General features: G+C 73.9%; 6 protein-coding genes. 2 read left to right on the top strand and 4 right to left on the bottom strand.

Translation table 11 applies throughout. The features are described 5' to 3' along the window. Positions 1-25 precede the first annotated feature (25 nt). Together ACGFW6_RS08730 and ACGFW6_RS08725 are read right to left on the bottom strand one after the other, a co-directional pair. On the bottom strand, positions 26-997 hold the full coding sequence (locus tag ACGFW6_RS08730; RefSeq protein WP_393506121.1) for an NAD(P)-dependent alcohol dehydrogenase: 972 nt from the start codon (positions 995-997) through the stop codon (positions 26-28). A 111-nt stretch (positions 998-1,108) separates the two neighbouring features. Then, the gene (locus ACGFW6_RS08725) at positions 1,109-1,903 is read right to left on the bottom strand and encodes a MerR family transcriptional regulator (protein WP_393506119.1); all 795 of its coding nucleotides are present in this window, start codon (positions 1,901-1,903) and stop codon (positions 1,109-1,111) included. Positions 1,904-1,950: 47 nt separating this feature from the next. Here ACGFW6_RS08725 and ACGFW6_RS08720 point away from each other — a divergent pair, with 47 nt between their 5' ends. Next, on the top strand, positions 1,951-2,442 hold the full coding sequence (locus ACGFW6_RS08720; protein ID WP_393506970.1) for a DUF6194 family protein: 492 nt from the start codon (positions 1,951-1,953) through the stop codon (positions 2,440-2,442). 56 nt (positions 2,443-2,498) lie between these two features. Here the strand turns inward: ACGFW6_RS08720 and ACGFW6_RS08715 are convergent, their stop codons facing one another. Continuing rightward, on the bottom strand, positions 2,499-3,971 hold the full coding sequence (locus ACGFW6_RS08715) for a tryptophan 7-halogenase (RefSeq protein ID WP_393506117.1): 1,473 nt from the start codon (positions 3,969-3,971) through the stop codon (positions 2,499-2,501). A gap of 98 nt (positions 3,972-4,069) precedes the next feature. Beyond that, positions 4,070-11,986 carry an SDR family NAD(P)-dependent oxidoreductase gene (locus ACGFW6_RS08710; RefSeq protein WP_393506115.1) on the bottom strand — a complete coding sequence of 2,639 codons (7,917 nt, stop codon included), beginning with the start codon at positions 11,984-11,986 and terminating at the stop codon, positions 4,070-4,072. A gap of 340 nt (positions 11,987-12,326) precedes the next feature. Here ACGFW6_RS08710 and ACGFW6_RS08705 point away from each other — a divergent pair, with 340 nt between their 5' ends. After that, positions 12,327-13,256 (top strand): alpha/beta hydrolase, encoded by a 930-nt coding sequence (locus tag ACGFW6_RS08705; RefSeq protein WP_393506113.1) that lies wholly within the window; start codon positions 12,327-12,329, stop codon positions 13,254-13,256. Positions 13,257-13,562 lie beyond the last annotated feature (306 nt).

Below are 13,562 nucleotides of genomic sequence, written 5' to 3'. Positions count from 1 at the left end.
GTCTGAACTGAGCCGGCCGCAGGTTTCAGTCGGGCGGTACGACGGTGATCACGACGTTGCCCGTCTTCTGGCCGGTCTCGACGAACCGATAGGCGTCGGCGATCCGCTCCAGCGGATAGCGCCGGTCGACGACCGGCTTGAACCCACCGGTGTCCATCAGCTCTCCGATGTGCCGCACGATGTCCTGATTCTGCCGCGGAAAGGGGAACTTCACCCTTCTTCCGCGGAACAGCGGGGTGACGAGCGGCAGGAGCACGTTCTGCCAGCCCGGGCCGAGCTCCGACGACAGATACAGCCCGCCGGGTTTCAGCAGCCGCCTGCACCGGCCGAAGGTGCTCTTGCCGACCGCGTCGAACACGGCGTCGTACCGCTGCTCGTCCTCGGTGAAGTCCTGTGCGGTGTAGTCGACGACCCGGTCCGCGCCGAGGCCCTTCACCAGCTCCAGGCGCGCGGTGTCGCAGACCGCGGTCACGGTGACCCCGCGATGCTTGAGCAACTGCACGGCCGCCGAGCCGATGGCACCGGTCGCGCCGTGGACGAGGACGTTCTGCCCGGCGCGGACCCGGGCGACCCGGAGGAACGACAGGGCGTAGTGAGCGCCCTCGGTACCCGGTGCCGCCTCCTCGAACGTCAGCGCGTCGGGCATCGCCGCGATCGCGCCGCCCTGCGGGACCGCGAGGTACTCGGCGTGGGCACCGAACGCGCCCTCGTTGTACCCGAACACCCGGTCGCCGACACGGAACGACGTGACACCGCTGCCGACGGCGTCCACCACACCCGCGTACTCGGTCCCGAGCACGACGCGACGTGGACGGGTCGGGCCGGTGAGCGCCCGCATGAAGAACGGCCTGGCCGCACGGTAGGCACAGTCCGTACGGTTCACCGTGGTCGCGTGCACCCGGACGAGCACGTCGTCCGCACCGACCGCCGGCTTGTCCACGTCGGTGACCCGCACCACGTCCGGCGGCCCGTACCGCCTGCTCACCGCTGCCCTCATGGCCGAACCGTAGCGGCAACGCGCCGGGTTCCACAGCGGCGGACGCAGCACGGTTCCGGTCACTTCGAGCCGTTGCACGGAAGCCCGTGCCGTGCACCGCGTGCGGGTGCGTCAGCTGCTCCGCCCCTCCACGGAGCTGATCACGGCGGCCAGGTCCGCGCCCGCCCGGAGCAGCGCGATGGTCCGTGCGGCGATCCGGTCGAGACGCTCACCCAGGAGGCGCAGGGTCTCCTCCCGGCCGTCGAACCGGTTCAGCGCGCCGACGATCTCGCGTACGGCGGGAATGCCGTGCCCGGTGCTGCGCAGCGCCGCGACGATACGGGCCGTTCGCGTCGCGGCCAGGCCGTACCGGCGCGCCCGCAGGGACGTCACCCGCTCGGGCACGACGAGTCCCTCCTCCTCCCAGAACCGCAGGGTCGAGGGGCGGACGCCGAGCGCACCGGCAAGCTGCGTGATGGTCATCGCGTCGCCGTCGTGCTCGACCCCGGGCGCCCGGGAGCCGTTCTCCGCGGACGTCGACCTGACCGGTACGTCGGACGTGTCCGCCTCGGCCTGGATCGCCCGCAGCGCCTGCTGAGCGCGCAGCGCCTCCTCACGCTCGTTCGCGAGCTGTACATGCAGCGCGCTGATCGCCGAGGCCGCCTCGGCGAGCGTCCGCGTGCGCAGTCGGCTGAGCACCTGGCGAGCGGTGACCGGCCCCACGGCCATGGCGAGCCCTCGATAGGCGCGCAGCGCCCCGACATGGACCGACGTGTAGGTGCGATAGCCGTTGTCCGACCGGGTGGCCGGCGGGATGACGCCCAGCCGCTCCAGGTCGCGGACCTGTTGCACGGAGTACTCCGTGGCCCGGGCGACATCGACGGTCCTGAGCGGCCCCGGCCGGGCACCGTCCGAAGCCTCGCTCATCGGTGAACCCCACAGAAGGACTTGAAGGTGATGCTTGAACCATGAGTATGGAACAGATCATCGCCACGGTGCGCGGCCTCGACGGCGCCCTCGTGCTCCTCCCCGGCCCGGAAGGCGACTTCCCCGAGGTCGCGTGGGGAGACGCCTTCTTCTACCACGCCCCGGACGGCAGGATCCCCCACCACACCCAGCCCTACGGGACGATCGTCACGAAGAACTATCCCGACGACACCGCTTGCGACCTCGACCCTCCCGGCCGCTGGCGCGTGAACATCCACGTGGACCGCGCCACATTCCTGGAACTCCTGGGAGCGGAGCCCGACAGCGTCGCCCACCCCCGGGACTACACGACCACCGACACCGTCCTGCCCCACCCGGTCTACGGCACCCTCGGCTGGATCTGCGTCAACAATCCCGGCGAACGGACCCAGGACACGGTCGTCCGGCTCCTTCGGCACGCCCACGAGGCGGCTCGTGCCCGGGCCGCGCGGCGACAGGAACTGCGTAGGCCCGACAGCGGGGCAGAACCCACTGCGTGACGAGGGAAGACACTGCCTCGGCCGGACGCGGAGACCGTGCCCCATGCCCGTCCGTCTCATCCGACCCAGGACAGACCGTCCGTGGTGACCGTGAGAGCGTCCGGACCGGGTGGGGTCGGGGCGTCGAGGGGGCCGCCGTAGAGGGCCTGTTCCTGCAGAGCGTTGCCGGTGCGGAAGGTGTCGGTGACGATCCGGGTGGTGAGGAGGGGGTTGGTGCGGGAGTCGGCGGGGGTCGTCAGGTGGTCCACCGCGGCGTCGAGTTCGGCCGCGGCCGCGCTCCAGTAGGTTCCCAGCCGGCCGGTGGCGCCCACCGCCTCGTCGCCGGAGGCCACTCCGCCAGCCAGTTCGGCGAAGGCGGCGACCTCGTCGATGTCGACCTCCGTGACCTTCTTCGCCGCCCAGAAGTACGAGTCCTCGTTGCGCTCCATGTCGTAGAAGGCGACGAGGAAGTCGTAGAACACGCCGTACTCACGGCGGTAGCGGGCCTCGAACTCCGCGAAGCCGCGCTCCTCGGGGACACGGCCGTCGAGGGCGGAGTTCACCGCGCGGGCGGCCAGCAGCGCGCCGTACGTCGCCAGGTGGACGCCCGAGGAGAGCACCGGGTCGACGAAGCACGCGGCGTCCCCGACCAGGGCCATGCCCGGCGTCCAGAGGGACTTCTTCCAGTAGGAGTAGTCCTTGCGGACACGGACCTGGTCGTACGGCGGCTCCGTCGCGACCGGTACGTCCGTGAGGAGGCGGGCGACCTGCGGGCACGCGTTGATCATGTCCTGCCAGGCGGTGCGGGGGTCCCGCTGGACGGCCGCGTAGTGCTCGGGCGAGATCACCGCGCCGACGCTGGTCAGGTCCGCGCGCAGCGGGATGTACCAGAGCCAGCCCGCGTCGAACGCGGCGCAGAAGATGTTGCCGCTGTCGGGCTCGGGGAGCCGGCCGCCGCCGGCGTAGTAGCCGAACACGGCGAGATTGCGGAAGAAGTCGGAGTACACGCGCGCTCCGCCGACCCGGCCGTGGATCCGGCTGGTGTTGCCGGACGCGTCGATGACGAACCGGGCGTGCGCCGTGCGCGTCGTTCCGTCCCGGTCGGTGTACTCGACGCCGTGCACCCGCTCACCCTCGGCGAGGACGCGGCGGACGGGGCTGCCCTCGCGCACCTCGACGCCGACGCGTTCGGCGTGGCGCAGCAGGATCTCGTCGAACCGGGAACGCTCCACCTGGAAGGCCGTCGCCGTGGGATCGGGCAGGCGGGGCGTCATCGCGAAGGAGAACTGCCAGGGCTCCGCCGTACGGCCCCAGCGCAGCGTCCCGCCCCGCTTGAGGGTGAAGCCGGCCTCGGCGACCTCGTCGGCCACGCCCAGGATGCGGCACAGGCCGTGCACCGTGGCGGGCAGCAGCGACTCGCCGATCTGGTACCTGGGGAACGTCTCCCGTTCCAGCAGCAGCACCCGGTGACCGCGCAGGGCCACAGCCGTGGCGGCGGTCGAGCCGGCCGGCCCGCCGCCCACGACGACGAGGTCGTAGTCCGAGGTCATCAAGGGCTCCTGTTCCGAGGTGGGGTGGTGGTGAGGACGCGACGGCCGCACGGGTCGCGCGGGGTCGACCGGCGACCGGGGCAGCGTCGCGACGTGCCCTACCGGGTCAGCCGGCTGCGGATCGCCGCCGCCGTGCCGGCGGCGTCCTTGTTGAGCACGGAGTAGTGGTCACCGGGCAGGTCCGCACGGTCGTGCGGCAGCGGCCACCGCGGTTCCCAGTCCCGGTCGGGGTCCGTCCGCAGCATGTGGGCGGTGGGCCGGCCACGCAGCAGCAGTGTGGGGACCGGCGACGGCCCGGGCTGCCAGTTCTCCAGCACGCGCGCGTAGCCGCCTCCGGCGATCAGCAGCGAGTCGTCCAACGCGTCGACGACGTCCTGCGGCAGGGAAGTGCCCGCGGACATCAGGGCCAGCCCTCGGGGGTCGTCGCGGCGCAGCACTCCCGCATGGGTGTCGATCAGGATCACGCCGGCGGGTGGCCGGCCCGTCCGCGCCAGGTGGCGGGCCACTTCGTGCGCGACCACTCCGCCGGCGCAGTAGCCGACGAGGACCGGTGCCTCGTCCGTCGGCAGGGAGCGCACGGTGTCGGCATGGGCTCGCACCAGCGCGGCCATGCCGTGCGGTACGGCGGCACCGTTCGTCCCGAATCCCGGGTGCTCCAGCAGGAACAGGTCACGTTCGCCCTTGAACTGCTCGGCGAGAGCGAGGGGGACACGGTGCAGTGGGGTCAGGTAGTCCGGGATGTACGCGAGCGGGGTGCCGTCGCCCTGGGCGAGCCGGACCGGCGGGACGGTGTGGCGGGCGTAGCCGCCGTCGGGAATCGTCGGCAGGGCGTAGGACGCCAGGTAGCGCAGCGCCATGGCCTCCAACGGGCCCTTCTCGCGCAGCACTTGGTGGTAGACGGTGCTGAACCGGTACGACGTCGGCGGGACGGGGGGCTCGCAGGGGGTGGGTTCGGTGCGCGTTCCGTCAGGGGTGGGTCCGGGGTCCGCCTCGGCTTCCCGTGATGGTGCGGATCCGTCCTGCGCCGGGGGCAGCGCGCCCGCGTCGATCAGGGCGGCATGGACGTGCGCGGCCAGCTCGGGCGGAGTGGGATACTCCAACACCACCGTCGGAGCCAGCCGCACGCGCGTGAACGCGCTGATCCGGTTGCGGACCTGCACGGCGGTCAGGGAGTCGAACCCGATCTCCGTGAAGGGGCGTTCGGCGGGGAGCGCGGCCGGGTCCGGGAAGCCCAGGACCGCGGCGACCTCGGCACGGATCAACTCCGCGAGGACCGCCTCGCGTTCGTGCGGCACGACGGCGGCGAGCCGCTCGCGCCACGCGCCGGGTGCCTGGACCACGGCAGCGACGGCCTCCGTCGCCCCGCCCGCCGGATCGGGCGCGAGGGGCCGCTCGGTCCGGCCCGCACGCCGCGGCAGCAGGTCCGCCAGGACGGCCGGGCCCGCCGCTGCCGCCGGATCGAGCGGGATCGGCACCAACACCGGCTCCGCGACGCGCAGGGCCGAGTCGAGAAGACGGATGCCCTCCGCCTCCGTGACCGACAGGACGCCACCCTCGTTCAGGCGTTCCGGTGCGACGCGGGCAGCCATCCCTTCGTGGTCGGTGGTGGCCCACGGGCCCCACGCGAGGGCCTGACCGGGCAGCCCGTGCGCCACCCGGTGCCGCGCGAGTGCGTCGAGGAAGCCGTTCGCCGCCGAGTAGTTCGACTGGCCCGGCCGGCCGAGTACGCCGGCGGCCGAGGAGTACAGCACGAAGGCGGCCAGATCGAGGCCCTTGGTCGCCTCGTGCAGATGCCAGGCGCCGTCGGCCTTCGGCGCGAGTACCTTCGCCAGCCGGTCGAGGGTCATGCCGTCCACCACGCCGTCGTCCACCACTCCCGCGAGGTGGAACACCGCCGTCGGCGCCGGCCGGCAGGAAGCGATCAGGGCGTCGACGGCCGTCCGGTCACTCACGTCGCACGCCACCGCACGCACCTTTGCGGGCAGGTCGGCCGCCCAGTCCGGGATCCGGCCCCGACGCCCCGTCAGCAGCAGGTGCCGGACCCCGCGTTCACCGACCAGATACCGGGCGAGGCTCGCGCCGAGCGCGCCGGTGCCGCCGGTGACGATCACCGTGCCCTCGGGGTCCAGGACGGCTGGCTCAGCGGTGGGCGGGTCCGCGGGCGTGAGCCGAGGCGCCAGCGGCACACCGTGACGGAGGCAGACCTGGGGTTCGCCGGTCCGTAGCGCCCTCTCCAGGTCCTCGGGTGAGGCGGGGCCTCCGCGTCGGTCGACCAGCACGATCCGGCCGGGATGTTCGGACTGGGCGCTGCGCACGAGCCCGGCGACCGCTGCCTCGGCGAGGTCCGGGTCGTCGCCGGTGGCGTTGTGGGTGAGCACCAGAAGACGGCCCGGCCGGGCATCGGCCGTCCAGTCGCGGACCGCCTCCAGCACAGCCGTCACAAGCCCGTGGACGCGCTCGGGCCGGCCGGCGTCCTCGGGCAGGGCGGCGGCCAGTCGGCTCACGTCGAGCAACTCGTGTTCCGGGCTCGCGTCGGGACTTGCCTCGACGGGGCGCCAGGTGACGCGGTAGGTCTCGGCACGCGTGGTGACCGCCGCCGGCATCGCCCGGGTGACGAGGGACTCGACCGCGGCGAGGGGACGGCCGGCGAGGTCGGTCAGGGTGACCCGGAACTCGTCCTGGCCGAGCCGCCGTACGACGGCACGCGCGGCGGAGGCGCCGGTGGCGTACACCGTCACCCCGGTGCAGGCGAGCGGGGCGCGGGGTTCACGCCGGCCGTCGCCGGGTTCCTCGGCCAGCAGGGCGGCGTGCAGTGCCGCGTCGAACAGGGCGGGATGCAGGGTGTACGAGCTCGCGGTCGCCGCTTCCCCGGGCGACAGGGCCAGTTCGGCGAACACGTCACGGCCTGCTCGCCACAGGGCGGTCACCGCGCGGAAGGCGGGTCCGTAGTGATGGCCGTCGGCCGTGAGGCGGGCGTAGTCGACGGGGAGGCGTTCGGCGTCCGGGGGCGGCCAGGCGCCGGGCGGATCGGTCGGCGGTGCCTCGGCCGGGGCGGCCGTCGCGGAGGCGTGCCGGTGCCACGGTGCCCCCACGGCGTCGGCCGCGCGGGCCCACACGGTGACCGGCCGCCCGCCCGACGCGTCCGGTGCCCCGGCGACCACCTGCACCTGCGTCCGGCCCGTCGCGGACAGCACGAGCGGCTCGTGGAAGGCCAGTTCGGCCAGTCGTACGGCGCCGGCGGTGCCGGTGGCCCGGCACGCCAGCTCGGCGAAGACCGTCGCGGGCACCACCACCCGCCCGCCGATCGCGTGGTCGGCGAGCCAGGGGTGCTCAGCGGTGGACAGTACGGCGGTGTGCCGGATCCCGGGCCCGTCGGCGTCGGGCTGGGGGCGCCCCATGAGGGGATGCCCGGACGGGGTCCGGTGCCGGACGGCGTCGAGCCAGTAGCGCCGGCGCTGGAAGGGGTAGGTGGGCAGCGGGCGGCGACGGGCACCGCTGTGGGCGTACACCGGCCGCCAGTCCACCGCGACGCCGTGGACGTGCAGCGAGGCAAGTGCCTCGACCGTCGTACGGGCGTCCGGGCAGGAGGTGAACACCGCGTCCTTGTCCGGCGCGACGCACTCCTCGGCCGCCACCGCGAGCGAGGCGGCCGGGCCGGCCTCGACGAACGCCGTGACGCCCTCGCCGGCCAGCCACTCCATCGCGTCGGCGAAACGAACCGTCTCCCGTGCCTGCCGCACCCAGTGGTCGGCGCCGGCGAGCGCCTCCGGTTCGGGACGGCCGGTCAGCGTGGACACCACCGGAACGGACGGGCGGTGATAGGTCACCGACTCGGCGACCGCACGGTACTGCGCCAGCATCGGATCCAGCAGCGGCGAGTGGAAGGCGTGACTCACCCGGAGTCGCCGGGACGGCCGTCCGACGCGGGCGGCGAGCGTGGTCACCGCGGCCGCGTCGCCGGACAGGACCACCGAGGCCGGTCCGTTGACCGCCGCGATGGCGACCGACGCCGCGACATGCTCGGGCAACTCGTCGATCCGGGCGGTCACTTCGGCCAGTGGCGCACGCACCGCGATCATCGCGCCGCCGGTGGGCAGCGCCGCCATCAGACGGCCACGGGCCGCCACCAGGCGCACCGCGTCGGCACGGGAGAACACGCCCGCGACATGGGCGGCCGCCAGCTCACCGATCGAGTGTCCGACCAGGTGGTCCGGCCGAACCGCGCAGTCGGCGAGCAGCGCGTGCAGGGCCACCGCGAAGGTGAAGAGCGCGGGCTGCGCGTAGTCGGTGCGGTTCAGGAGCGTTTCGTCGGGATCGTCGATCACCTCCGGCAGGGGGCGGTCGAGGTACGGCGCGAACTCCTCGCACAGTGCGGTGAAGGCGGCGTCGAAGACGGGGAACGCGGCGCGTAGTTCGCGGCCCATCCCGGAGCGTTGGGCGCCCTGTCCCGCGCAGAGCAGGGCCGTCCTGGGGCGGGGAAGCGCGGTGCGGCGGATCACGGACGGGCCGTCGACCCCGTCGGTGTCGGTGCCGTCGGCGAGATCACGCAGTCCGGCGACGAGGCTCTCGGCGTCGTCGGCCAGGACGGCGGCCCGGTGGGGAAGCGGTGCCCTGGTGGTCGCCAGGGAGTAGCCGACGTCCAGGGCCGCGGACCGGTCGGTCACGTCGGCCAGTGCGGTAACCAGGCTCGCGGCCTGGGCGCGCAGCCCGGCCTCGTCGCTGCCGCCGACCAGCCAGGGGGTGAGGGGGAGCCGGGGCGCGGACGGGGGCGGAACAGTTCCTCGTCCGGCGCTTGAACCGGCGGGGTCCGCACCGGCCGTTGGTTCCCCCGCCGTCGCGGAACCCGCGTCCGCCGGCGGCTCCTCGATGATCACGTGGGCGTTCGTACCCCCGATGCCGAAGGACGAGATCGCCGCGCGGCGCGGACGGTCGGGGCGAGCCGGCCAGGGCCGTGCGCGGTCGAGCAGACGTACCGCGCCCGCGCTCCAGTCGACGTTCGGTGAGGGCTCCTCCGCGTACAGCGAGGCGGGCAGCTCGTCGTGCCGCATCGCCTCGATCATCTTGATCACGCCCGCCACGCCCGCCGCGGCCTGGGTGTGCCCGAGGTTGGACTTGACCGAGCCGAGCCACACCGGGTCGGCCGGGTCGCGGTCCTGCCCGTACGTGGCCAACAGGGCACCGGCCTCGATCGGGTCACCGAGCGCGGTGCCCGTGCCGTGCCCCTCGACGGCGTCGACGTCAGCGGCGTCCAGTCCCGCGTCGGTCAGGGCCAGTCGGATGAGTTCCCGCTGCGCCTCGCCGTTGGGCGCGGTGAGGCCGTTCGACGCGCCGTCCGAGTTCACGGCGGACCCGCGCAGCACGGCCAGCACCGGATGCCCGTTGCGCCGGGCGTCCGACAGCTTCTCCAGCAGCATCAGACCGACGCCCTCGGCCCACGCGGTGCCGTCCGCGCCCGCCGCGAACGACCGGCAGCGGCCGTCCGGCGACAGACCGCGCTGCCGGCTGAACGCGATGAACGGCTGCGGACTCGACAGCACCGTCACCCCGCCGGCCAGGGCCAGCGTGCACTCCCCGGCCCGCAGCGACCTGGCGGCCAGGTCCATCGCGACCAGCGAGGACGAGCAGGCCGTGTCCAGGGTCATGGTCGGGCCACGCAGCCCCAGGACGTAGGAGATACGGCCCGACGCCACGCTGCCCGACGAGCCGATGGCGATGTGCGACTCCAACTCCTGCGCCGGGACCCCGCTGCCGTAGCCGACGTGCATCAGTCCGACGAACACGCCCGTGCCGGAGCCGCGCAGCGTCGGCGCGGGGATGCCGGCGCGCTCCAGCGTCTCCCAGGCGACCTCCAGCAGCAGCCGCTGCTGCGGGTCGGTGGCGAGAGCCTCACGCGGCGACATGCCGAAGAAGAGCGGGTCGAAGTCCGCCACGTCGTCGAGGAACCCGCCCCGACGGGTGTACGTCGTGCCGGGCCGGTCGGGGTCGGGGTGGTACAGGGAGGCGAGGTCCCAGCCCCGGTCGACGGGGAAGCCGGCGGTGGCGTCCACCCGGTCCGCGGCCACGCGCCAGAGGTCCTCGGGCGCACTCACGCCACCGGGGTAGCGGCAGCCGACCGCCACGATCGCCACGGGCTCGGCCTGCGGACCGCGCTGTGGCACCGCGGCCGCGTGCACGGCCGTGGCGGGCACGGCCGTCGCGGGTACGGCCGTCCCGTGCAGCCGTGCGTCCAGATGGGCGGCGACCGCGGCCGCGTTGGGGTGGTCCCAGACCAGCGTCGCGGGCAGTCGCAGGCCGGTGCGCAGGCTGAGCCGGTGCCACAGCGTCATCGCGTCCATGGACGTCAGGCCCAGGTCGGCGAACGCGGTGCCGGGGTCGGCGGCCGTCCCGCGGATGGCCGCCGTCTCCGTGCACACGAGGTCGGTCAGCGCGGCCCGCCGCTCGCCGGGAGTCCGGTCGGCCAGCCGTTCGAGCGTCGGCTCGGGCGGACGTCCGGCGAGCGCCTCGCGCAGCAGGGCCCGGCGCGGCTTGCCCGCGGCGGTGCGGGGGACGGCCGGGGTGAACAGGACCTCGTCGGGCACCTTGTGCGCGGAGAGCACCGCGGCGCACGCCCGCAACAGCCCCGCCGTGTCGAGCGTCTGCCGGGCGGGCACGACGAACGCCACCGGGACCTCACCCAGCAGCGGATGCGCCCGCGCCACCACGGCCGCGTCCCGCACGCCGGGCAGGCCGCGCAGTACCCGCTCGACCTCGGCCGGGTCGACGTTCTCGCCGCCCCGCACGATCCGGTCGGTCAGCCGGCCGGTGACGGTCACAGAGCCGTGCTCGGTGATCCGGCCCAGGTCACCTGTGCGGTACCAGCCGTCGCGCAGGGCTTCGGCGCTCTCCTCGGGGCGTCGGTGGTAGCCGAGCATGACGCCGGGGCCCCGCACCCAGATCTCGCCCTCGCCGCGGGTGGTGTCCTGTCCGGTCGCCGGGTCGACCAGCCGGACGTCCGTGCCGGGGAGCGGCAGTCCGCTGCTGCCGGGTGTCCTCGGGCCGTCGGGCGACTCCATGGCGATCTTGCCGCAGGTCTCGGTGCTGCCGTAGCCGTCGAGGAGCGGGGCGCCGAGCCGTGTCTCGACCTGCTCCCGCAACTCCGGCTCGCTGGGCGCACCGGCGGTGACACAGAACCGCAGTGAGGGAACCGCACCCAGCCCGGCATCGAGCAACTGCCGGTAGGTGAGCGGCACTCCGCCGAGGACCGTCGGGCCGTACTCCTCGACCAGCCGGAGCAGCGCGGCCGGTTCCGGTGCGGTGGTGATCCGTGCGCTCGCGCCGGCCACGGTGGTGCCGAGGACGCACAGCGAATGGGCGTAGGTGTGCGAGAGCGGCAGCGGCCACAGGACGCGGTCCGTCGCCGACAGACCCAGCCGGGGCAGGTAAGCGGCGACCGGGGACCACAGCGCGGAACGCTGGCTGGACACCGCGGCCCTGGAGGTGCCCGAGGTGCCGGAGGTGTAGAGCAGCCAGGCCGGTTCGTCCAGGCCGAGATCGTCGGGCGGCGCGCAGGACGGTCCCGTGACCAGGTCCTCGAAGCGGGTGACGTGCGGTGCGGGCGGTGGATCCGCGGCGAGGTCCTCGTCGCCGGTCACGACGAGTCGGACGGGCCGGCCTGCCGTGAGCGCGGCGATCCGGGGCAGGTCCCGGCGGTCGGTGACGACCACCGCCGGGTCGCAGTCGGCCAGCAGGTCCGCGAGCTCGGAGTCGGTGGCGCGGGCACTCAGGGGCACGCCGACCGCGGCGGCCCGCACGGTGGCGAGGAGACCCTCGACCAACTCCACGCAGTTGTCCAGGCAGAAGGCGACCCTGGCACCTCGTCCCACGGCCAGCCCGGTCGCCAACCGTGCCGTACGGCGCTCCAGTTCGGCCCAGCTCACCGTACGCCGGTCGTCGGTGAACGCGGGCCTGTCTCCCTGGGTTAAGGAGTTCTCGACCAGCAACTCCGCGACCGGCCTTACCTCGAACGCTCCTGCCACGCCCACCAGTTGACCCCCTCGCTCGCCCCGCCCCGTGCCACATCGGCTCCTTGATCAGCGTACGGCCATGCCGCGCGAACGCAGAGGGAACGAAGCCGAGGGTCCCGGAGCCGGCACGGGGCAGGGGGCCTGGGGGCCGGGGCGGAGGGCGGCCGGCAAGACCGGTGACATTGCCGGTCCGCGCGGGCGGGCCCGCCCCCGACAGTGGCACGGCCAGCCCCACGGCGGCGGCCGATCGAGGGCACGCGACCGAGGCTCCGTGCCCACGCATGCCCTGTGCGTCACGTCCCGCGTGACCATTGCGAAGGGCCGCCCGCCACGACAGAGAGGACGACTCGTCGTGCAGTTCCACACCCGCACCAGCTCACGTACGCACGCCTCCGGCTCATCCCGGCGCCGGACCGGGAGACTGGCCGGCGCCGCCGCGGCGCTCGCCGCGGTCGTCGGCCTGGGAACCGTGGCCGGCCCGGGGGCCCACGCGGCGGACAACCCCTACGAGCGCGGCCCGGCCCCCACCACCTCCAGCATCGAGGCGGCGCGCGGCCCGTACGCCGTGTCGCAGACCTCCGTCTCCTCGCTGTCCGTCAGCGGATTCGGCGGCGGCACCATCTACTACCCGACGTCCACCAGCGACGGCACCTTCGGTGCCGTGGCCATCTCGCCCGGCTACACGGCCTACGAGTCGTCGATCGCCTGGCTGGGGCCGCGTCTGGCCTCGCAGGGCTTCGTCGTGTTCACCATCGACACGCTCACCACGCTGGACCAGCCCGACTCCCGCGGCCGTCAGCTGCTGGCCGCCCTGGACCACCTCACCGAACGCAGCTCGGTCCGCACCCGCGTCGACGCGACCCGCCTCGGCGTCATGGGCCACTCGATGGGCGGCGGCGGCAGCCTGGAAGCCGCCAAGTCGCGTCCCGCCCTCCAGGCGGCGATCCCGCTGACCCCGTGGAACCTCGACAAGACCTGGCCCGAGGTCACCACGCCGACCCTCATCTTCGGTGCCGACGGCGACACCATCGCCCCGGTCGCCTCGCACGCCGAACCCTTCTACTCCAGCCTGTCCTCCTCGCTGGACCGGGGCTACCTGGAGCTGAACTCGGCGACCCACTTCACGCCGAACTCGTCGAACACGACGATCGCCAAGTACAGCATTTCCTGGCTCAAGCGCTTCATCGACAACGACACCCGCTACGAGCAGTTCCTGTGCCCGCTGCCCCGCCCGAGCCTGACCATCGAGGAGTACCGGGGCAACTGCCCGCACACCTCCTGACGGCCCTGTGCCTCCCGGCGGCGGACGTACGCGACACGTCCGCCGCCGGCGCCCTGCCGTTGTGCCGGGGCACGGTCGGGACCGGCGGCGGCTGGGCAGCGGCACAAGGCGCCCCGCGACCGTGCACGGTCAACACGCAGGTGGCAGCGGCGATCGGGCGGTCGGGGCGCGCGGACGTGAGCCTTCCGGTCCTCGTTACGCGCAAGTAGCGTCCCGGGAATGACCGGAGACCGGAGCACTGTGCGGACGGCTCCCCGCTTACGGAGCCGCACCGGACGGGACAGGGCCGCATCGGCCGCTGCCGAC

This window comes from Streptomyces sp. Y7 (assembly GCF_043195415.1).
Taxonomy (GTDB): Bacteria; Actinomycetota; Actinomycetes; order Streptomycetales; family Streptomycetaceae; genus Streptomyces.
This window is presented reverse-complemented; position numbering and strand designations above follow the sequence as displayed.